This window comes from Flavobacterium notoginsengisoli (assembly GCF_042686225.1).
Lineage (GTDB): Bacteria > Bacteroidota > Bacteroidia > Flavobacteriales > Flavobacteriaceae > Flavobacterium > Flavobacterium notoginsengisoli.
Genome location: NZ_JBHUOT010000002.1, coordinates 180,812 through 201,237, shown reverse-complemented (window position 1 = coordinate 201,237; position 20,426 = coordinate 180,812). Strand labels below are relative to the sequence as shown.

20 protein-coding genes are annotated in these 20,426 nt (G+C 33.7%); 11 read left to right on the top strand and 9 right to left on the bottom strand.

Annotated elements, in window-relative coordinates:
- Positions 1–12: 12 nt before the first annotated feature.
- The gene (idi, locus tag ACFS3A_RS06180; RefSeq protein WP_379824549.1) at positions 13–540 is read right to left on the bottom strand and encodes an isopentenyl-diphosphate Delta-isomerase; all 528 of its coding nucleotides are present in this window, start codon (positions 538–540) and stop codon (positions 13–15) included.
- 323 nt (positions 541–863) lie between these two features.
- Here idi and msrB point away from each other — a divergent pair, with 323 nt between their 5' ends.
- Both msrB and msrA read left to right on the top strand, forming a co-directional pair.
- Positions 864–1,415, top strand: a complete 552-nt coding sequence (gene msrB / locus ACFS3A_RS06175) for a peptide-methionine (R)-S-oxide reductase MsrB (RefSeq protein ID WP_379824548.1) — start codon at positions 864–866, stop codon at positions 1,413–1,415.
- A gap of 6 nt (positions 1,416–1,421) precedes the next feature.
- Positions 1,422–2,030 carry a peptide-methionine (S)-S-oxide reductase MsrA gene (gene msrA, locus ACFS3A_RS06170; RefSeq protein WP_379824547.1) on the top strand — a complete coding sequence of 203 codons (609 nt, stop codon included), beginning with the start codon at positions 1,422–1,424 and terminating at the stop codon, positions 2,028–2,030.
- 56 nt (positions 2,031–2,086) lie between these two features.
- Here the strand turns inward: msrA and ACFS3A_RS06165 are convergent, their stop codons facing one another.
- Positions 2,087–2,521, bottom strand: coding sequence for an META domain-containing protein (locus tag ACFS3A_RS06165; RefSeq protein ID WP_379824546.1), 435 nt, complete (start codon positions 2,519–2,521; stop codon positions 2,087–2,089).
- Positions 2,522–2,782: 261 nt separating this feature from the next.
- On the opposite strand from ACFS3A_RS06165, the gene ACFS3A_RS06160 reads away from it, so the two are divergent.
- Positions 2,783–4,186, top strand: coding sequence for an aminopeptidase P N-terminal domain-containing protein (locus ACFS3A_RS06160; protein WP_379824544.1), 1,404 nt, complete (start codon positions 2,783–2,785; stop codon positions 4,184–4,186).
- A 143-nt stretch (positions 4,187–4,329) separates the two neighbouring features.
- Positions 4,330–5,289: a quinone oxidoreductase family protein gene (locus tag ACFS3A_RS06155; protein WP_379824543.1), complete on the top strand. Its 960-nt coding sequence runs from the start codon at positions 4,330–4,332 to the stop codon at positions 5,287–5,289.
- A 138-nt stretch (positions 5,290–5,427) separates the two neighbouring features.
- On the opposite strand, the gene ACFS3A_RS06150 is transcribed toward ACFS3A_RS06155, so the two are convergent.
- The 3 genes from ACFS3A_RS06150 to ACFS3A_RS06140 form a co-directional block, all read right to left on the bottom strand.
- On the bottom strand, positions 5,428–6,516 hold the full coding sequence (locus ACFS3A_RS06150; protein ID WP_379824542.1) for a DUF6630 family protein: 1,089 nt from the start codon (positions 6,514–6,516) through the stop codon (positions 5,428–5,430).
- Positions 6,517–6,524: 8 nt separating this feature from the next.
- Positions 6,525–7,226 (bottom strand): SMI1/KNR4 family protein, encoded by a 702-nt coding sequence (locus ACFS3A_RS06145; RefSeq protein WP_379824541.1) that lies wholly within the window; start codon positions 7,224–7,226, stop codon positions 6,525–6,527.
- A 75-nt stretch (positions 7,227–7,301) separates the two neighbouring features.
- Positions 7,302–8,861, bottom strand: a complete 1,560-nt coding sequence (locus tag ACFS3A_RS06140; protein ID WP_379824540.1) for an NAD(P)/FAD-dependent oxidoreductase — start codon at positions 8,859–8,861, stop codon at positions 7,302–7,304.
- 431 nt (positions 8,862–9,292) lie between these two features.
- Between ACFS3A_RS06140 and ACFS3A_RS06135 the strand changes: the two genes are divergently transcribed.
- A complete protein-coding gene (locus ACFS3A_RS06135) occupies positions 9,293–9,529 on the top strand; it encodes a hypothetical protein (protein WP_379824539.1) in 237 nt (78 codons plus the stop codon).
- A gap of 92 nt (positions 9,530–9,621) precedes the next feature.
- Here ACFS3A_RS06135 and recQ read toward each other — a convergent pair whose 3' ends face one another.
- The gene (gene recQ / locus ACFS3A_RS06130) at positions 9,622–11,817 is read right to left on the bottom strand and encodes a DNA helicase RecQ (RefSeq protein WP_109190573.1); all 2,196 of its coding nucleotides are present in this window, start codon (positions 11,815–11,817) and stop codon (positions 9,622–9,624) included.
- Positions 11,818–11,903: 86 nt separating this feature from the next.
- Between recQ and ACFS3A_RS06125 the strand changes: the two genes are divergently transcribed.
- From ACFS3A_RS06125 to lptB, 4 genes are all read left to right on the top strand, one after another.
- Positions 11,904–12,869 (top strand): KpsF/GutQ family sugar-phosphate isomerase, encoded by a 966-nt coding sequence (locus ACFS3A_RS06125; protein WP_179007818.1) that lies wholly within the window; start codon positions 11,904–11,906, stop codon positions 12,867–12,869.
- Entirely contained in the window at positions 12,869–13,684 is an 816-nt protein-coding gene (gene tatC / locus ACFS3A_RS06120; protein ID WP_379824538.1) for a twin-arginine translocase subunit TatC, read from the top strand. The genes ACFS3A_RS06125 and tatC overlap by 1 nt, the downstream gene beginning before the upstream one ends.
- Positions 13,677–14,027 (top strand): carboxymuconolactone decarboxylase family protein, encoded by a 351-nt coding sequence (locus ACFS3A_RS06115; protein ID WP_091496500.1) that lies wholly within the window; start codon positions 13,677–13,679, stop codon positions 14,025–14,027. Before tatC ends, ACFS3A_RS06115 begins: the two co-directional genes overlap by 8 nt.
- A gap of 90 nt (positions 14,028–14,117) precedes the next feature.
- Positions 14,118–14,858, top strand: a complete 741-nt coding sequence (gene lptB / locus ACFS3A_RS06110; protein WP_177212107.1) for an LPS export ABC transporter ATP-binding protein — start codon at positions 14,118–14,120, stop codon at positions 14,856–14,858.
- A 125-nt stretch (positions 14,859–14,983) separates the two neighbouring features.
- On the opposite strand, the gene ACFS3A_RS06105 is transcribed toward lptB, so the two are convergent.
- Both ACFS3A_RS06105 and ACFS3A_RS06100 read right to left on the bottom strand, forming a co-directional pair.
- Positions 14,984–15,838 carry a glycoside hydrolase family 25 protein gene (locus ACFS3A_RS06105; protein WP_379824537.1) on the bottom strand — a complete coding sequence of 285 codons (855 nt, stop codon included), beginning with the start codon at positions 15,836–15,838 and terminating at the stop codon, positions 14,984–14,986.
- A gap of 10 nt (positions 15,839–15,848) precedes the next feature.
- A complete protein-coding gene (locus ACFS3A_RS06100; RefSeq protein WP_379824536.1) occupies positions 15,849–16,565 on the bottom strand; it encodes a CDP-alcohol phosphatidyltransferase family protein in 717 nt (238 codons plus the stop codon).
- Positions 16,566–16,756: 191 nt separating this feature from the next.
- Between ACFS3A_RS06100 and ACFS3A_RS06095 the strand changes: the two genes are divergently transcribed.
- Together ACFS3A_RS06095 and ACFS3A_RS06090 are read left to right on the top strand one after the other, a co-directional pair.
- A complete protein-coding gene (locus ACFS3A_RS06095) occupies positions 16,757–17,824 on the top strand; it encodes a putative type IX sorting system protein PorV2 (protein ID WP_449267442.1) in 1,068 nt (355 codons plus the stop codon).
- A gap of 33 nt (positions 17,825–17,857) precedes the next feature.
- The gene (locus tag ACFS3A_RS06090) at positions 17,858–18,994 is read left to right on the top strand and encodes a lipoprotein N-acyltransferase Lnb domain-containing protein (protein ID WP_379824535.1); all 1,137 of its coding nucleotides are present in this window, start codon (positions 17,858–17,860) and stop codon (positions 18,992–18,994) included.
- 2 nt (positions 18,995–18,996) lie between these two features.
- Here the strand turns inward: ACFS3A_RS06090 and ACFS3A_RS06085 are convergent, their stop codons facing one another.
- Positions 18,997–20,391 carry a sugar transferase gene (locus ACFS3A_RS06085; RefSeq protein ID WP_379824533.1) on the bottom strand — a complete coding sequence of 465 codons (1,395 nt, stop codon included), beginning with the start codon at positions 20,389–20,391 and terminating at the stop codon, positions 18,997–18,999.
- Positions 20,392–20,426: the final 35 nt, after the last annotated feature.

Here is a 20,426-nt window from a genome sequence, read left to right as displayed (position 1 = left end):
GGTTCGTTTGGATTAAAGTTTATGATCTTCTAAATAATGATAAAATTCATCGAAAATTATTTTAAACCAAACCGTATATATTTCGGGCTGTTTTTCTATATCTGCTTTTACATCTTCAATCTTCATCCACTTCCAGTCTTCGACTTCTTCAATATTGATATTTGGATCTTCATTGTAATATCCAATCATCACATGATCCAATTCATGCTCTGTCAATCCGTTATCAAAAGGTGCTTTGTAAATAAAATGAAACAGTTCTTTCAAATCTGTTTTAAATCCCATTTCTTCAAACAATCTTCTGCTTCCCGCTTCGATATTGGTTTCACCTTCTCGCTGATGACTACAGCAAGTGTTAGTCCACAACAAAGGAGAATGATATTTTTGATGCGCACGCTGTTGTAACATTATTTCGTTTTGTTCATTTAAAACAAAAACTGAAAATGCACGGTGCAAAAGCGCTTTTTCATGTGCTTCTAATTTTGGCATTAAGCCAATCTGCTCATCGTTTTGATTAACTAATATTACGTTTTCTTCTGTCATAAGGCTTCTTAAGCAAACAAAAATACGAAAAAAGAAATGGCTTAAAAATCCTTATTTTAATTGTCAAAATATCAAATCTTAACTCATTTTCTATTTTTCTGATTTACAATATTATAAATCGCGTTAAAAATTAAAAGCTGTTAAAATTAAGACATAAAAACTAGATTGTCTTTATTTACGTAACTAATAAAAAGTTAAAACACACTTAAAAAAATCTCAATTATTTTAAAGTCAGTGTTTCGGGATGAATCTCAGCGTATCTTTGATTGATAAATTCAAAATCCTAAAGAATACTGATTTAATACAAAATCCACTATTTGTTTATGAAATCTAAAACCCAATTTCTCAGTCTTTGTTTTTTACTGCCACTTTTTATTTTACAGGCGTGCGGACAAAACAATAAAAAATACATCAAACCGACTTCTATGAAAAATGTCATCGAAAAACCCGGCAATCCTTATTATTCTAATACAGACACTACAAAACTAAATGTGACGGATGCCGAATGGAAAAAAGTGCTTCCGGAAGATGTTTACGCTGTAATGCGTGAAGCCGACACTGAAAGACCTTTTACAGGGAAATATTGGAATACCGATGAAAAAGGAACTTATTATTGTGCTTCTTGCGGAAATAAACTTTTTAGATCTACTGCGAAGTTCTCTAGCAGTTGTGGCTGGCCAAGTTTCTTTGAGCAGGACAGTAAAAAAAGCATTGTTTTTAAAGAAGATAATTCTATTGGAATGGAAAGAATAGAAACACTCTGCGGGCGTTGCGGCGGACATTTAGGTCATATTTTTGACGATGGGCCTGAACCAACCGGAAAGCGCTACTGCATGAACTCGATTGCTCTTGATTTTATTCCTGATTCTAAATAATTTACTATGAAAAATATACTTTTAATATGTTTTTTAGCGCTTTCGCTAAAGGGAATTTCACAAACCAAAAAAGCATCTAATCTGGAAACCATTACACTTGGCGGAGGATGTTATTGGTGCGTTGAAGCAGTTTACGAAGATTTAAACGGAGTAAAATCGGTTGTTTCGGGATTTTCCGGCGGAAATGTGGCCAATCCTACTTACGAAGAAGTTTGTACCGGAGAAACTGGCCATGCCGAAGTCGTTCAAATTACTTATGACAAAACGGTGACCGATATTAATGAAATTTTCAAAGTCTTTTTTACCGTTCATGATCCAACAACTTTAAATCGTCAGGGAGCAGATGTGGGAACACAATATCGTTCAGTGATTTTCTATAAAAATGCCGAACAGAAAAAAGCAGCCGAAAGCATTATTGCCGATTTGAATAAAGCAAAAGTTTATAAAACACCGATTGTAACCAAAGTAGAACCTTTTAAAGTGTTTTACAAAGCCGAAGATTACCATCAAAATTATTATGCAAACAATAAAAATCAGCCGTATTGCAAAATGGTGATTCAGCCAAAACTGGAAAAGTTTGAAAAGGTTTTTAAAGATAAACTTAAAAAACATTAAGCATAAAAAAGGGAAATGAAAGTGATTCATTTCCCTTTTCTTATCATAAAGTTATATTATTGTTTTGCTACTTTTTTGAATCGCATTACTGGAATATCTCCGTTGATTAAATTCAGTTTTCCGTCTTTATCAATAGAATAACTTGTTATTTGTTTTATTTGTTTCATAAACTCTTGTTCTCCTCCACCATCACAATACATCATGGTTGTTGGGCCAGCTTCTCCAAAAGTCAAAGATTTCCCTTTTAAAGTATACGGAGCACTATAACCATTACATCCATTATTACCAAAAACCCTTGTTTCTTTTTGATCAAAAGTAAGCTGTGGTTTTTTATTCGGATACAAGCCATTGAAAGCAATTCTTGGCCCGGAAATATATTCTAATTCCCAGGTTGTATCAAATAAGTTTCCTGCACTTTTGTCTTTTGTTGCCATACATGAAGTCAATAATAAAGTTAAAACTGAAACGACTGCGAGTGTGTATTTTTTCATAAAAATGTTCTTTTAAAGATTATTATAATTTGTTTTTGAAGATTAAAATTGATCTATAAACATTGCTTTTCTCAATATCCGTGCCCAGTTACAAGTTTATTGAAGTTTTATTTTTGGCACAAACTGTTTTTTTTTATCTCTAAGTTACTACAAATCATTTAAAGTTTTATGAGTCAAATGTTTAAAATAAAACAAGAGACATTATTTTTTTGTATTTTGCATCAATCACAAAATCAAAATCATCAATCAAAAGCCAGAAAAATGAAGCAAATTTTATTTTTGTTTGTATTAGCATTAACGACTACACTTGCTCAATCGCAAGAAAACCTTCCAACAGATTATCTCACAAAAGAATTTCACCAAGGCCGTCGCGAAGCTTTTAGAAACTTAATGCCTTCCAATTCAGTTGCAGTAGTTTTCTCTTACCCGGAAAGAGTGTTTTCAAAAGACATTAATTATACTTACCATGCAAATCCTGATCTGTATTATTTAACGGGCTACAAAGAACCAGATGCCGTTTTATTACTTTTTAAAGAACCTCAGGGAGACGAAAAATATACTGAAGTCCTTTTTGTTAGAGAAAGAAACGCTGCTCAGGAAACCTGGACAGGAAGACGTTTAGGCATTGAAGGAGCAAAATCGAAATTAGGTTTTACAACAGTTTATAACGGAAAAGATTTTAATGCTTTTTCAATAGATTTCAAAAAATTTGATAAAATTATCTATGACAAAATTCCAACAGATCTTGGAAAAAACAAATCAGGTTTTGATCTTTTTGGTTTAATTGAATCTTTCAAATCTAAAGCTACAATTAAAGTTGATGACGAAGCTCCTGCATTACTATTTAACAATATCACGAATTCTTTAAGAGAAATAAAAACTCCAGAAGAATTAGATTTAATGCGAAAATCGGTTAAACTTTCCTGCATTGCGCACAACGAAGTAATGAAAGCCGTTGGTCCTGATATGAGCGAAAATGAAGCAGACGGAATCCACAGATATATTCACAAACATTATGGAGCCGAAGACGAAGGTTATCCACCAATCGTTGGCGCTGGTGCAAATGGCTGCATTTTACATTATGGAGAAAACAATGCGACTAAAATAGACAATCAATTATTACTAATGGATGTTGGTTCTGAATATCACGGTTATTCTGCCGATGTGACCAGAACAGTTCCGGCAAACGGAAAATTTAGCGAAGAACAAAAAGCAATATATCAACTTGTATACGAAGCACAGGAAGAAGTTTTCAAGATTTGTAAAGCAGGAACTCCTTTTCAGGATTTAAATAAAAAATCGAAAGAAATAATTGCGGCCGGGTTAATCAAGCTGGGAATTATCACAGATCCAAAAGATGTCCGAATTTATTATCCGCATGGCTGTTCTCATTTTCTTGGTTTAGATGTTCATGATAAAGGAAATTACATGAGTATTTTAAAAGAAAACATGATTTTCACCGTTGAACCGGGAATTTACATTCCGGCAAACAGTAAATGTGATAAGAAATGGTGGAATATTGGTGTTCGTATCGAAGATGATATTTTAATAACAAAAGATTCATACGAAAACCTTTCTGCAGAATCTCCAAGAAAATGGCAGGATGTAGAAGCTTTAGCTAAACAAAAAAGCGCTTTTAACGAGATGAAGTTTCCTAAGATTTAGTTTATTTTTTGCCACAGATTAAAAGGATTTCCACAGATTAATTTTTTTTTAAATCCTTCTAATCATTTTAATCTGTGGCTAAAAAAACCTTTCAATCTAAGAATGTTTTTTCCCTTACTTTGTATTCTTAAACAATTTAAAAAATGAAAGCACTTACCTTCTCTACTTTTGGAGATTCAGATGTTTTAGAATATATAGAAATTCCAAATCCGCAATTGAAAAACGACGAGATTTTGGTTGAAATGAAGGCCATCGGATTAAATTTTGCAGATGTTTACCGCAGAAAAGGAAATTATCATTTAAAAGGAAATCCGCCATTTATTGCCGGTTACGAAGGTGCCGGAATTGTCGTTGATGCGAATAATCATTCGGAATATAAAATTGGTGATCGTGTGGCTTTTGCCGATGTTCCTTTTGCCAATGCAGAATTGGTTGCCGTTAATGTAAATCACGTTTTACCATTACCTGAAAATATTTCATTTGAAACTGCAGCATCGGTTTTATTACAAGGTTTAACGGCTCATTATTTAACAACTGACAGCCATAAAACAACAAAAGGTGAAACCGTTTTAATTCACGCCGTTGCTGGTGGAGTTGGACAAATTCTAACACAAATCAGCAAACTTTTGGGTGCGACTGTTATTGGTTTAACCTCATCTGCCGATAAAGCAAGAATCGCATTTGAACAAGGCGCTGATCATGTTTTTCTTTATAATGAAGATTGGAAATCTAAAATTTTCAAAGTTTTACCAAGTGGCGTAGATGTCGTTTATGACAGCATTGGAAGCACTTTAATGGAAAGTTTTGAAGTTACCAAAGAATGCGGACAAGTCGTTTTCTTCGGAATGGCGGGTGGAGATCCAGCACCAGTTGATCCAAGAATGTTAATGGATGGTTCCAAAACCTTAACCGGAGGCGATTTATGGAGTTATTTAAATTCTAAAGAAGAAAGAATCAAGAGAGCAAGTCAGTTATTTCATTGGATTATCGAAGGAAAAATCAAACTTTCAGAACCGACTTCTTTCAAATTGTCAGAAGGGAAACAGGCACATGATTTTCTGGAAAGCAGAAAAAGCACAGGGAAAATAATTTTGATACCGTAACACAACTCTCTTTATTTTGTCATCCTGAGGAACGAAGGATCACACTAGTAACTCTACAAGGATTGGCGACATACTGTACGGAGTTTCGCGTATGATCCTTCGTTCCTCAGGAGGACAAACTAAACCGATTAAATTAATTTATAGCTGGTTAATTTCAATCTTTGTCAATTCAGACAATTCTAGAATTCTTTCCACTTCATCTTTATTGGCTATAAAAAACAGATAATTATCACCAAAAGTCTCATAAGTCAATAATTCCAGATTGGATTTTGCTAACTCTGACTGAATATAAGGAAACAAATCGTGGCTGTAGGTTTCTTCGGGATAATCGAATTTGAAATCTTCGCCAAGCATTTCAGAAATGAAGTATTCTGCATCTTCAGGATCAAACTTCCAGTCGCTGTTCCAGGCATCAATACTTTCAAAAAAAGCAAAATGTTCTTCTGTGCTTTCATAATCTTCTTTGGTATCATCATTGAAGTTTTCAAAAAGATTTTCAGCATATTCATTAAGTTCCTCTTCTTCAATAGTGCCTCTCGAAACCAGATTAATAAACTCTTTAAAATCATTGATAGTAGCATTTTCATCAAATAATACACTTTCAGAAGAAGGAAGTTCTACTGTTTTAGGAATTTCAAGATTTAAATATTCACAGATTCCCTGTAAAACCAATTTAAAATCTTTGATACCAATTTCCTGAGTTTCATTTTTAGGCGCGTTAAAATCAAGAAAATCAGAGTCTAATAATCCTTTTGTATAATCTAAAAAATGACTGCCGGAATATAAAATTCTAATATCGTTTATCTCTAAACTATTGGTACAACAAAAGAAAATCATGAAGTTATTGATAACACGCTTAAAGTGTTTCTTCATTTCCTGACTCGGCTGAGAATAAAACTGAATATGAATAAAATCATACTCTAATCCTTCCTGAATCATTTCTTCCGTTAAAGTTCCAATATTCAGTTTTTTATAAAGTTCATTTAAAACCTCATAAGCATTATTAAATCCTGCTTTTTTAACTTCTGCTCTTCCCTCTTCATGATCTAATGAATACGGAATAGAATATAAATTAACAAAAATGGAATCCTGCATTCCCTTTACCTTAAATTCCAGACTATTCGACTCATTATATAAACAATTGTAAATCGGATTTATAACATCAAAAGAAATTATGGATTGTGGATCGTTATTTCTATTAAATATATTAGCAAAGAAATTTTTCATGAAAGGCTTTATTCGTTCGAATATTTAAAACTTTTGTTCATTTTATCAAAAGGAATCACTTCATTAACGATGGATTCTAATTCATGATCTGTCAACAGACCTCTTGCTGTCTCTACTATTTTTGGAGAAACATTAATTTCGTAATCGATAATTTCTCGCTTTAAAATAGATTCCAGAATCTCGTTCTGACGCTCTGTTAGATACTTTTTATGAGATTTAAAAACCGATTCTAAGTCATTTCTAAATTCTTCGTCACTCAGTTCATTATACAAATCCTGTTGTGACATATCGATCAATAAAACTTTAAAAATAAAATCCTGAAGGTTTTTAGCTAGATAATTGACTTCATTAGAATCGTGCCATACAAAAACAATTGGCACCTCACCATTTTCTTCTTCGTTTAGAAAAAAACAATAATGATCTCCACCGCCACTTTTTGCAAACGGAATAAATTTAAATTCAGGATTTATATTTCGATAATCTTCAGGATCTCTAAGTTCCTCTATTTCCTCGGCAACCGATTTTAAATTAAGAGATTCAAAATCGTAAGAATGCAAAAGCAAAGGCGGATTATCTTTTAAGGTTGGATAAACTTCTGTAAACCAATTTGGACCGTACTCTCCAACATCAAGCATGCCATCGGCAGCCAACTGTTTGTATAGAGGTGGGAATTCGAATCCGTATTTTGTTTCTATTTCTTGTACTGTCATCTTTGGGGCAATTTCTATTAGAATCAAACCACTAAGATAACAATCTTTTTACTACATGAAAAATGTTGAGGTCAATTATTTCAAGGACTCCGCGATCATCAAGGCACATTTTTCACCATCAATGGCCGCAGAAATGATTCCACCAGCATAACCTGCACCTTCTCCGCAAGGGTATAATCCTTTGATTTGCAAATGTTCTAAAGTCATAGGATCACGCGGAATTCTAACCGGCGATGAAGTTCTACTTTCGGGCGCATGTAAAATCGCCTCGTTGGTTAAATAACCTTTCATTGATTTTCCAAAATCCTGAAATCCTTGACGCATAATCTGAGTTAGAAAACCCGGAAAAACCTGTCCCAATTCTACTGAAGTTGTTCCTGGAACATAAGAGGTTTTTGGAATATCTGCCGAAACTTTGCTTTTTGTAAAATCAATCATTCGCTGTGCGGGAACTTTTTGGGTTTCCCCAGCCAAATGCCATGCTTTTTGCTCGATACTTTTTTGAAATTCCATTCCGGCCAAAGCACCAAATTTTGCAAAAGGTTTGAAATCTTCCAATTTCAATTCGACTACAATTCCTGAATTGGCTGTAGATTGGTCACGTTTAGATGGCGACCAGCCGTTTGTAACCACTTCGCCCGGACTTGTAGCGCAAGGTGCAATTACACCACCCGGACACATACAGAAAGAGTACATTCCGCGTCCGTTAACCTGCTTTACAATTGAGTAAGGCGCAGGAGGTAAATGTTCTCCGCGATAATCACAGCTATACTGAATACTATCAATAAGTTCCTGTGCATGTTCTGCACGAACTCCTAAAGCAAAAGGTTTTGCTTCTATTAAAATTTTCTTTTTATCTAATAATTCAAAAATATCACGCGCCGAATGTCCCGTTGCCAGAATTAATTTATTCGCATGAATTTTATCTCCGTTTTGCGTTACAATTCCTTCGACTTCATTATTTTTTACTAAAATATCATCGACACGAGTTTCAAATAAAACCTGTCCGCCAAATTCTCTAATTTTTTCACGGATATCTTCGATAATTTTAGGTAATTTATTGGTTCCTATATGCGGATGTGCTTCAACCAAAATATCTTCTGAAGCTCCAAAAGCCACTAAAAGTTCTAAAATTCGAGTTACATCACCACGTTTTTTAGAACGTGTGTATAGCTTACCGTCAGAATAAGTCCCTGCTCCACCTTCTCCAAAACAATAATTCGAATCTTCATTAACGATATGTTCTCTATTTATTGCTTTTAAATCGCGTCGACGTCCGCGAACGTCTTTTCCTCTTTCGAGTACAATTGGCTTTAAGCCTAATTCAACCAATTGTAAAGCAGCAAAAAGTCCCGCTGGACCAGCACCGACTACAATTACTTCTTGTGCGTTTGAGACGTCTTTATATTTTGGAAATTCAATTTTCGTTTCCTGAAAAGGTTCGCCTTTCAAATAAATAACCACTTTCAAGTTGATTTTAATCGCTTTCTGACGTGCATCAATAGAGCGTTTTAAAATAGAAACATGCTGAATTTCTTGAACAGAAACTTTAATCTGCTTAGACAAATGGTCTTTTAGCAATGATTCATTTGCAGCAATTTCGGGTGTAACTTGAAGTAAAAGTTCTTTAGGCATTGTTTTGTATTTATTCTATTAGCTTTTCTTTCTATGAAAAGAAGATGCAAAAGTACTATTTTGAACTGACTTTATGTAATTAACCGCAAAGTACGCTAAGATTTAATTTTCCTTTACGCATAGAAAACACAAAGTTCGCAAAACTACATCGACACAAAGCTTTGCGAACTTTGTGTTTTTCGAAAACCATACTAAAAAAAACTTAGCTCACTTTGCTATTAATTATGCAACAAATTTCTTCTTCCTAAAATCTTTACTTTTTTTTCAGCCACAGATTATTTGGATTAAAAAGATTCTCTTATGAGTAGCTTAGACGCACTGCAGTGCGTCCCTACAGAAAAAAACTCAGACCCTTAGTTTCTCAGAATCTTAGACCCTTTAAGAAAGACTTTGTATCTTTGCTACTTTGAACCTTTGCACCTTAGAAAAAAATGTCTAGAAAAATAAAACTAATTTGGGATTTCCGCGGACCCGCTTCAGCTAAGACTGCTGAACATCATGAAATCCATCTGAAAGAATATATTGTAATTGAAAAACTACCTTTAAATATTACGGGATTCACCATCATAAACGATATGCATGCCACCGCTTTTATGGTGGTTACCGACGAAAATATGATTCAGGTAAGAGATGCTTTGAAACCTCATCGAGGGGAACTCTACGAGTAGTTTTAAGTTTACAGTCACAGTTTACAGTTTTATACTGAGACTAAATTCAAGTCGCAGTTTACTGAGACTGCTAACTGCGACTGAATACTTTTTTAATTAGCTACTTCACTAATAAATTTAATTCGCATTAAACGCAATTCATCAATATCGTAATCGCCATCAAATTCTTTTAACGCGTCTTCGATTTTATCCGATTCTGATTCCATGAAGTAATCGTGAATTTCTTCCTGCTGATCATCATCAAGCATATCATCAATCCAATATTTGATATTCAATTTGGTTCCAGAATATACGATTTGCTCCATTTCTTTAATTAAAGCATCCATAGTAAGACCTTTTGCAGAAGCAATGTCGTTCAATGGTAATTTTCGGTCGATATTCTGAATGATATATAATTTATTGGCAGAATTGACTCCTGTAGATTTTACAACTAAATCGTCTGGACGAATAATATCATTATCCTCAACATAACGAGCAATTAAAGCCACGAATTCACTTCCGTATTTTTTAGCTTTTCCTTCTCCAACACCGTGAATATTATATAATTCCTGTATGGTTATTGGATATTTTAAAGCCATATCTTCAAGAGAAGGATCCTGAAAAACAACGAATGGAGGAACTCCCAATTTTTTAGCGACTTTTTTACGAAGCTCGCGAAGCATTCCTGTCAGAACTTCATCGGCTGTCCCGGAAGATTTACCTCCAGTCACAATAGTTTCATCGTCAGCTTCAGTATATTCATGATCTTCAGACATCATGAACGAAGATGGATTTTTGATAAAATCTAAACCTTCCTGAGTAATTTTAATCACTCCATAAGTTTCAATGTCTTTTGACAATAGTCCCGTTACCAAAACCTGTCTCAATAACGCCATCCAGTATTTTTCGTCATGATCTGAACCTGAACCAAAATAAGGCTGTGTATCGGTTTTGTGTGCTTTAATAACCGCATTTATACGGCCAATTAAAGTAAACACAATTTCTTTTGACTTGTAAATGTGTTTGGTGTCGCGAACAATTTCAAGCAATTTAACCACTTGTTCTTTCGCTTCCACCTTATGTTTTGGATTACGAACGTTGTCATCCATATCGGCTCCTTCACCAGTTTCGCTGTCAAATTCTTCTCCAAAATAATGAAGAAGGAATTTTCGGCGTGACATTGAAGTTTCGGCGTAAGCCACAACCTCTTGTAAAAGCGCAAAACCAATTTCCTGCTCCGCAACTGGTTTTCCGGACATGAATTTCTCTAACTTTTCTACATCCTTATAAGAGTAATAAGCTAAACAATGCCCTTCTCCTCCGTCACGGCCTGCACGACCTGTTTCCTGATAGTAACTCTCTAACGATTTAGGAATATCATGATGAATTACAAAACGAACGTCCGGTTTATCAATTCCCATTCCGAAAGCGATTGTTGCTACAACGACATCTACATCTTCCATCAAAAACATATCCTGATGTTTGGCGCGGGTTTTAGCATCCAATCCTGCGTGATAAGGAACAGCGCTGATTCCGTTTACTTGTAAAACTTCGGCAATCGATTCTACTTTTTTACGGCTTAAGCAGTAAATAATTCCGGATTTGCCTTTATGCTGTTTGATAAATCGAATAATATCCGATTCAATATTTTTAGTTTTTGTACGAACTTCATAATACAAGTTCGGTCTGTTGAATGATGCTTTAAAAGTGTTGGCATCAGACATATCAAGGTTTTTCAGGATATCTTCCTGAACTTTTGGGGTTGCCGTTGCAGTAAGTCCAATAATTGGCACTTTACCCAATTGCTTGATAATATGTCTCAGATTTCGATATTCAGGTCTAAAATCATGACCCCATTCTGAAATACAGTGGGCTTCATCGATTGCAACAAAAGAAATAGGCACACTTTGCAGGAAAGAGACATATTCTTCTTTAGTTAAAGATTCCGGGGCTACATACAAAAGCTTAGTTAATCCAGAAGTAATATCTTTTTTAACCTGAGCAATTTCTGTTTTGGTAAGAGATGAATTTAATACGTGTGCAATTCCATTTTCAGACGAAAGACTTCGAATGGCATCAACCTGGTTTTTCATCAAGGCAATCAGAGGAGAAACAACAATTGCCGTTCCGTCCTGAATTAAAGCGGGTAATTGATAACAAAGAGACTTTCCACCGCCGGTTGGCATAATTACGAAAGTATTCGTTTTACCTAAAATACTCGTAATGACTTGCTCCTGCAAGCCTTTAAATTGGCTAAAGCCGAAATACTTCTTTAATTCTTTATGTATTTCAATTTCGTTTGAATTCATTCTCTATATTAACTGTATTTTGTATAAATTTGCAACACATAAAGATACAACTTTCTTTTATACATACAAATTTTAAATATTCTGATTTGATCTCAAAAGAAAATATATTGGCGATAGCTAAAAAAACAATACTCTCTGAAAGTGAAGCAATTACAAAACTAATTGATTTTCTGGACGAAAATTTCTACGAAGCAGTTCAGCGTATCTATGAAACCAAAGGCCGTCTAATCGTTACCGGAATCGGAAAAAGCGCCATCATTGCTCAAAAAATGGTTGCTACTTTTAACTCTACGGGAACACCATCAATGTTTCTGCATGCCGCAGAGGCCATTCATGGTGATTTAGGAATGATTCAAAACGAAGACATTATTATATGTATTTCTAAAAGCGGAAACAGTCCTGAAATTAAGGTTTTAGTCCCGTTATTAAAACGATTTGGAAATACCCTGATCGCTATTACAGGAAATACCACTTCATTTCTGGCAAAAGGTTCTGATTTCGTTTTAAATACAACTGTTAATACCGAAGCCTGTCCTATCAATTTAGCTCCAACAAACAGCACAACAGCACAGCTTGTTATGGGTGATGCATTGGCAGTTTGCTTAATGGAAATGCGAGATTTTAAACCTGAAGATTTTGCGGTTTATCATCCTGGAGGTGCTTTAGGAAAAAAACTTTTGCTTCGTGTAAAAGACATGATAGAGCATTCCTTAAAACCAGCTGTTACTCCGGATACTTCAATCAAAAAAGCAATTTTCGAAATTTCTGAAAAGAGATTGGGAGTTACTGCTGTAATTGAAGACAATAAAATTATCGGAATTATTACAGATGGAGACATCCGAAGAATGCTAAACGACGTAGATACTATAGCAGATTTAACAGCAAAAGATATTATGTCTAAGAATCCAAAAATAGTTTCGTCTGAAACTATGGCTGTGGATGCTTTAAACATTTTAGAAGACTTTTCGATTACACAATTAATCGTTGCGGATAATGGAGAATACAAAGGCGTATTACATTTACATGACATTTTAAAAGAAGGAATAGTATAATGGCAAAGAAAAATCTTGGCGAAATGTCATTTTTGGATCATCTTGAAGAATTAAGATGGTTATTGGTTAGAAGTACACTTGCAACATGCATCATGGCATTTGTTACTTATTTTATTAGTGATTATTTATTTGATCAGATTATTTTAGGTCCAATTAGACCAACGTTTTTTACTTATGTTTGGTTCTGCGATTTATCCCATTCATTAGGATTTGCGGACAGCATCTGTATTACGGAGCTGAATTTCATTATTCAGAATACCGAAATGGAAGGTCAGGTCAATATTTTTGTATGGATGTGTCTTCTGGCAGGTTTTATCTTAAGTTTCCCTTATATTTTATGGGAAATATGGAAATTTATCAGTCCTGCGCTTTATGAGAAAGAAAGAAAAAATGCAAAATTATTCATCTTCGTTTCTTCTTTACTTTTCTTTTTAGGGGTGTTATTTGGGTATTTTGTGGTGATTCCGATGTCTGTAAACTTTGTTGCCACTTTCTCTGTGAGTGATGTCGTAAAAAACCAGTTTACACTTGAGTCTTATATGGGAATGGTAAAAACAAGTATTCTGGGAAGTGCCATCTTTTTTGAACTTCCAATTGCTATTTATTTCTTGACCAAATTAGGATTAGTAACTCCTACTTTCTTAAGAAAATACTGGAAATATGCTGTCGTAATTATCTTGATTATCGCCGCAATTGTAACTCCTCCAGACGTTGTGAGTCAGACTATTGTTGCAATTCCGATGTTAATCATATACGAATTAAGTATATGGATTTCGAAAGTTGTTTATAAAAATAAAATGAAAGAAAATGTCTGATATAGTTCAAGAATTTAACGACTACCGTTCTAAAATGAACGAAAAACTGCTTGCTGACAACAATAAAATTGTAAAGCGAATTTTTAATCTTGACACTAATGCTTACGCAGAAGGCGCTCTTGATGTAAAAACGAAGGAACTTCTTGGATTAGTTGCATCAACAGTTTTAAGATGCGACGACTGTGTAAAATACCATTTGGAAACGAGTTATAAAGAAGGCGTTTCTAAAGAAGAAATGATGGAAGCGATGGGAATTGCTACTCTTGTCGGAGGAACAATCGTAATTCCGCATTTAAGAAGAGCTTACGAATTTTGGGAAGCGCTGGAAGAAGCTGGAAAATAAATAATTGTTAATACGTTTAACTGTTGAATCGTTTATTTGTTAATTTGCAACGAATAAACGATTTATCGATTAAACGATTAAACTTTAAAAATGAAATTAAGAGCCGATAATTTAATCAAAACTTATAAAGGACGTAGTGTTGTAAAAGGAATTTCTGTTGAGGTAAATCAGGGAGAAATTGTGGGACTTTTGGGGCCAAATGGAGCAGGAAAAACAACTTCGTTCTATATGATTGTGGGATTGGTAAAACCAAATCAGGGAAACATTTTTCTTGACGACTTGAATATTACCGATTATCCAATGTACAAACGTGCACAGCAAGGAATTGGTTATTTAGCACAGGAAGCTTCTGTTTTTAGAAAATTAAGTATTGAAGATAATATTCTGAGCGTTTTACAATTGACAAAACTTTCTAAAGAAGCCCAAATTGCCAAAATGGAAAGTTTGATTGAAGAATTCAGTTTAGAACATATTCGTACCAACCGAGGCGATTTACTTTCGGGAGGTGAGCGTCGTCGTACCGAAATTGCCCGTGCATTGGCAACCGATCCAAAGTTTATTTTATTGGATGAGCCTTTCGCTGGCGTTGACCCTGTTGCGGTTGAAGATATTCAGAGAATTGTAGCACAGCTAAAAAATAAAAATATCGGAATCTTAATTACCGATCACAACGTTCAGGAAACTTTAGCCATTACTGATAAAACATATCTAATGTTTGAAGGAGGAATTCTAAAAGCAGGAATCCCAGAAGAATTAGTAGAAGACGAAATGGTTCGTAGAGTGTATCTGGGACAAAACTTCGAACTTCGTAAAAAGAAACTTGAATTCTAGTATTTCAGTGGTCAGTTTTTTAGTCATCAGTTTGAAGCTGAATACTAAGAAACTGATTTTTTTTGACATAAACTGATTACTTAAAATCTGAATCTGAACACTTTTTTAAGCCTGAACACTGAACACTATTCTACAGTAATAAAATGCAATTGCTCTAAATCGCCGTTGTAAATATTAACATCAACTCGATGTTTAATTCCCGGCAAAGAAGCTTTTTCTGTGAATTGCCAGAACAACCAGTCATCTTCAATTTTTTCTCTATAGAAATTATAATTGGCTATCCAGAATAAATAATCTCCGAATTCTTCTTTTAAGAAATCAGCATAATATCTTTCTCCTGAATAAATAATTGGGCGAACCTGATAATGTTTTTCTACTTTATTCAACCAACGTTTCAATCCCTTTTTCAAACTGTCTAAAGGCTGATTTTTAGGCAATTTTTCGATATCCAAAACGGGAGGAAGATCCCCTTTTTGCAATTTTACAGTTTTAATAAAAAGATTGGCCTGTTCTATAGAATTTTCGTTTGGACGATAATAATGATAAGCGCCGCGCATAATTTTGTTTTCTTTTGCACCTTTCCAATTTCTTTTAAATTGCCTGTCAACTCGGTCATTCCCTGCTGTTGCACGAATAAAGACAAACTGAACAGGGTATTTTTCGTCCAGAATTTCAACTTCTTCCCAATCGACTTTTCCCTGAAATTCAGAAACGTCAATTCCAATTACTTTTCCTTTGTGATTTTCGAGAACGCGAATATTTCGAACATCCGAAAGATGTTTATCTACGGCATCTTCATCTAAAACTTTTTCTGATTTAAATCCGAGATAATACGCTAATCCTTTACGATAATGGTAAACGATTCCAATAAATAGAAGTGAAAATAATATCAATAAAAGCCCACGAAAAAGCCTGCTCAGAAAAGATCTTCCTGCTGGTTTTCTGGAATATGTTTTACGATAACTTGTTTTTCTTGCCATTACAACAGAACTACTTTTTCAAAAACAAATTATTGATGACAGATAATAAAACATAGAAAACAATAATCAACGGGATTGCAATATAATGAAGCAAAACCACCATCAATACAGAAATAATCAAAAACACGATTTGAAGTGCATTTTCTTTGAAACTGAACTTTTTAATTTTCAAAGAAAATAGTGGAATTTCAGCATTCATAATGTAGGCACTACCCAAAGTAACACACAATAAAACCCATTGATTGGTCAATAATTCAAGAATTAAAAGCGAAGAATCTGCATACATATCCAGCACAATTTGCAAACTAATTATAAAAATAGCATTTGCAGGAGTTGGTAAACCGATAAATGAATCTGTCTGACGAGTATCAATATTAAAGTTGGCTAATCTGTAGCAAGCACCTAAAGTTATTATAAATCCCAAAAAAGGAACCATTTCTTGATTTCCTAGTTGATCACCTCCTCTTGCAAACATACTGTACATTACGTAACCGGGTACAACCCCACTTGTAACCATATCAGCCAAAGAGTCCAACTGCAAACCAAGCGGACTTGAGACTTTGAATAATCTGGCAAAAAAACCATCAAAGAAATCAAAGAAGATTCCCAAGCAAACCATATAAAAAGCCATTAAAAAATCTCCTTTTGAGACAAAAACAACTGCGACACAGCCACAGAAAAGATTAATTAATGTAATTAGATTTGGAATGTGTTTTTTGATATTCATAGTTTGAAATTTTGATAATGGCAGAGAACAAATTTAGCATAATAACTCGATGCAAAACGAGTTTTTTTAATAGTTTTTTATTTCTGTTTGCTACTTTCAGAATATTTGAAGAAACGAACTTAATAGCTGAGTAAAATATTATATTTTTGATAAAAATTTAAAACCTTTACAGGTTCATAAAAAAAGATCTTTTGAAAAAAATTTTAGTATTTTTATTCTTTTGGAGTTTTACTTCACAATATGCTCAAACCATCCGGAAATATTCGAATGAGTTTATGAATATTGGTGTAGATGCTGCAGCTCTCGGAATGTCTAGTGCTGTAACTGCTTCCACAAATGATGTTAATGCTGTGTATTGGAATCCGGCGGGTTTGACGCACTTGGAAGATCATCAAATCGCTTTAATGCATGCCAGTTATTTTGCCAATATTGCGCAATATGATTACATTGGTTATGCCAGTCCAATTGATGATAGAAGCGCCTGGGGAATTTCGATGATTCGTTTTGGAGTGGATGATATTATGGACACCACACAATTAATCGATAATCAGGGAAATATTGATTACAACAGAATTAGTCTCTTCTCTACTGCAGATTACGGATTTACTTTTTCGTATGCCAGAAAACTTCCTGTAGATGGGTTTCAGTATGGTGTAAATGCAAAAGTAATTCGAAGAGTTATTGGAAAATTTGCCAATTCCTGGGGATTTGGATTTGATATCGGTCTTCAATTTGAAAGAAATGACTGGAAGTTTGGATTAATGCTTCGCGACATTACCACAACTTACAATGTTTGGAATATTGACGAAGAAGAATATGCAAAAATTGCCAATGCTATTCCGGGAGAAAATAATACTTTACCGGAAAGTACCGAAATTACATTACCCAAAGCACAATTAGGTGTTTCAAAACGATTTGATTTTCATAATGAATGTAGTTTGGTCACTTCTGCTAATTTGAATATGAGATTTGAACAGACCAATGATATTATTTCATCAAAAGTAGTAAGTATAGACCCAGCTCTAGGGTTTGAATTTGGCTATACCGATTTAGTTTTCGTAAGAGCCGGCGCAGGAAATTTTCAAAATGTAACACAATTGGATAATACTGAAAAAGTAAATTTCCAGCCTAATATTGGTTTAGGATTTAGATACAAAGGAATTCAAATTGATTATGCGTTAACTGATCTTGGAAATCAAAGTACGGCTCTATATTCTAATATTTTTTCGCTGAAAGTAGATTTAGGAATCTTTAGATAATCATAAAACCACAAAATCTTTAAAATTTAAAACATGAAAACTGTAATGTTTAAAAAAGCACTTTTTATTTTATTATTCTTAATGAGTTTTATTGGTTTCAGCCAAAGTATGCCTTTATCTAAAGATGCCAAAATAAGTGTACTAACCTGTGGACTTGGAAATGAGACTTATTCTTATTTTGGACATACAGCTATTCGCGTTTTTGATCCTTCAAACAATATCGATATTGTTTATAATTATGGCGCATTTGATTTTAGAACACCAAATTTCGTTGCCAAATTTGCTAAAGGTGATTTACAATATTTTATCATCACCCATCCTTTTTCTGATTTTATAAGCGAATATGATAATGACAAACGAAGTGTTTACGAACAAGAACTTCTGGTTTCTCTTCCTTTAAAACAAAAAATATTTGATAATCTGAATCACTCTTTATTTTCTGAAGAAAGATATTATACTTATAAATTTATTGATAAGAACTGTACTTCGATGGTACTTGATGTGATCAATAAATCCTTAGGTCAAGAGTTAATAAATAAAAAAGAAGACACTGATAAAACATATCGTTCTATTCTTTTTCCTTATTTTAATGACCATTTCTACGATCAATTAGGAACAAGTATCATTTTCGGAACTAAAGTTGATCAAATGGGAACCAGAATTTTTCTTCCATTTGAATTGAAAAATAGTTTAGAGAAAACCACATTTCAAAACCGTCCTTTAGTTGAAAAGTCAAAAACCTTATTAGAATTCACAAAAGAAACTCCAACATCCTGGTGGAATAACATTTATACTTATCTTTTCATTCTAGCTTTTGTAGTTTTAGCAAGAAATAAAACAGTGGATAAAATCTATCTCCTGATTTTATCTTTAGTAGGGATATTTTTTGTAGCAATGGGATTTTATTCTTTTCACAAAGAATTGGCGATGAACTATAATGTATTGCTTTTCAGTCCTCTTTTATTAGTTTTAATTCTGTTTTCGGTATTCAAAAACAAATTATGGACGTATCGATTTTCTTTAATCAACTTTGTCCTTCTGGTAATTTACTTTTTGTTTTTGATCAATAAAGCGCATTTCTTTATCACTTTACCATTGATTATTACAAGCGGTATAGTTTTAGTAAGAACCGGAATCCGTAATAAAAGACCAATTCCGATTATCATTTAAGATTATTGTCCACGGTAGAATAAAACTGTAGTAATGGTTTTGAAAGTTATACTTAAATCCAGAAAAATGCTTCTGTGTTTGATATAGTATAAGTCATATTGAAGTTTAATCAAACTCTCATCAATTGATTCTCCGTAAGAATAATTAACCTGGGCCCAACCTGTAAGTCCTGGTTTAACAACATGACGAGTTTCATAAAAAGGCATTACGGATGCGATTTCTTCTACAAAAAAAGGTCTTTCCGGTCTTGGTCCAATTACGGCCATATCCCCTTTTAAAACATTAATAAATTGAGGAAGTTCATCAATTCTTGATTTTCTCATAAATTTACCAAAAGGAGTGACTCTTTTATCATCATGAGCGGCAAAAACTGCTCCGTTGGTTTCAGAATTTGCAGTCATGGTTCTAAACTTATAAATCTTAAAAACAACTCCATTTTTACCGACTCTTTCCTGTGTATAAAAAAGACTTCCTTTATTAGCAAAGAAATTACAAACTGCAATTATTGGCATAAAAATACCACAAAATACAAGTCCAATGAAAGAAAACAAGAATTCCATTATACGAATCAAGAGCAAATACAGTCTGTTATTATTACTTCTGCTGAAAGGGAAAAACCGGTAAAAATCCCTGCCTATATAATGTACCGGAATTCGCTGTGTTTTATTTTCGTAAACCTGAGTATATTCGCGAATTACATTTCCATTTTCTAATAAATGAAGTAATTGCTGATATAAATCAGCAGTAATACCATCTGTTTTCTGCGATGCAATAATAATTTCAGAAACATTATTTTTGGCAACAAACAATTCTAAATCTTGTTTCTTGACTTCCCTTACATAGTGAAAATCAAAATCTTCTACAGATTCTGTATCTGAATTCACAAAACCAATTATCTTATAATGTGGATCGACATTTTCGAGTCCCATTACCAATTCTTCCACTTCACTTTGGTCACAAATTAAAACTACATTTTGTGAAAAGCGATGAGAAGCCAGAAAATAAACGTAAAATAGCCGCCAAAGTAATAATGAACTTAAAACGGCAAAATAGAAAATAACAATTACTAATCGTTGTTTAGGAAGTTCCGGCGATAAAACAGGTGTAAACAAATATACTGTAACGGCAGTAATTGAAGTTAGAATAACGCTTCGTAAAATCTGAAAGTGATTACTGGCAGTTTGAAGATTATACATTTCGAAAATGGTTCCAAATATGAAAACATATCCAATCAATAGAAATGATTTTATATACTTACCATCTTCTAAAACATAATAATGATAATCGAAAAGCAAGCTGAGCAACAGCAAAGCGCTTAGTATAAATGCTGCATCAAAAAGAGAAAGCAGAACTTTTCTTTCTGAAATTTCGAAGTGCATTTTTCTTTTTAAAAACATTTTTACAGTTTGTTAGGGGCTTAAACTTGAGGCAA

What these genes read in the sequence shown, in the direction of transcription:
- tatC (WP_379824538.1), top strand. Translation starts at nt 12,869, where the DNA reads ATGGCAAAGAAAAATCTTGGCGAAATGTCATTTTTGGATCATCTTGAA.
- ACFS3A_RS06140 (WP_379824540.1), bottom strand. Translation starts at nt 8,861, where the DNA reads ATGCCTAAAGAACTTTTACTTCAAGTTACACCCGAAATTGCTGCAAAT.
- ACFS3A_RS06165 (WP_379824546.1), bottom strand. Translation starts at nt 2,521, where the DNA reads ATGAAAAAATACACACTCGCAGTCGTTTCAGTTTTAACTTTATTATTG.
- ACFS3A_RS06155 (WP_379824543.1), top strand. Translation starts at nt 4,330, where the DNA reads ATGAAAGCACTTACCTTCTCTACTTTTGGAGATTCAGATGTTTTAGAA.
- ACFS3A_RS06115 (WP_091496500.1), top strand. Translation starts at nt 13,677, where the DNA reads ATGTCTGATATAGTTCAAGAATTTAACGACTACCGTTCTAAAATGAAC.
- ACFS3A_RS06085 (WP_379824533.1), bottom strand. Translation starts at nt 20,391, where the DNA reads ATGTTTTTAAAAAGAAAAATGCACTTCGAAATTTCAGAAAGAAAAGTT.
- recQ (WP_109190573.1), bottom strand. Translation starts at nt 11,817, where the DNA reads ATGAATTCAAACGAAATTGAAATACATAAAGAATTAAAGAAGTATTTC.
- ACFS3A_RS06100 (WP_379824536.1), bottom strand. Translation starts at nt 16,565, where the DNA reads ATGAATATCAAAAAACACATTCCAAATCTAATTACATTAATTAATCTT.
- ACFS3A_RS06105 (WP_379824537.1), bottom strand. Translation starts at nt 15,838, where the DNA reads ATGGCAAGAAAAACAAGTTATCGTAAAACATATTCCAGAAAACCAGCA.
- ACFS3A_RS06145 (WP_379824541.1), bottom strand. Translation starts at nt 7,226, where the DNA reads ATGACAGTACAAGAAATAGAAACAAAATACGGATTCGAATTCCCACCT.
- msrB (WP_379824548.1), top strand. Translation starts at nt 864, where the DNA reads ATGAAATCTAAAACCCAATTTCTCAGTCTTTGTTTTTTACTGCCACTT.
- ACFS3A_RS06160 (WP_379824544.1), top strand. Translation starts at nt 2,783, where the DNA reads ATGAAGCAAATTTTATTTTTGTTTGTATTAGCATTAACGACTACACTT.
- lptB (WP_177212107.1), top strand. Translation starts at nt 14,118, where the DNA reads ATGAAATTAAGAGCCGATAATTTAATCAAAACTTATAAAGGACGTAGT.
- ACFS3A_RS06150 (WP_379824542.1), bottom strand. Translation starts at nt 6,516, where the DNA reads ATGAAAAATTTCTTTGCTAATATATTTAATAGAAATAACGATCCACAA.
- msrA (WP_379824547.1), top strand. Translation starts at nt 1,422, where the DNA reads ATGAAAAATATACTTTTAATATGTTTTTTAGCGCTTTCGCTAAAGGGA.
- ACFS3A_RS06135 (WP_379824539.1), top strand. Translation starts at nt 9,293, where the DNA reads ATGTCTAGAAAAATAAAACTAATTTGGGATTTCCGCGGACCCGCTTCA.
- ACFS3A_RS06090 (WP_379824535.1), top strand. Translation starts at nt 17,858, where the DNA reads ATGAAAACTGTAATGTTTAAAAAAGCACTTTTTATTTTATTATTCTTA.
- idi (WP_379824549.1), bottom strand. Translation starts at nt 540, where the DNA reads ATGACAGAAGAAAACGTAATATTAGTTAATCAAAACGATGAGCAGATT.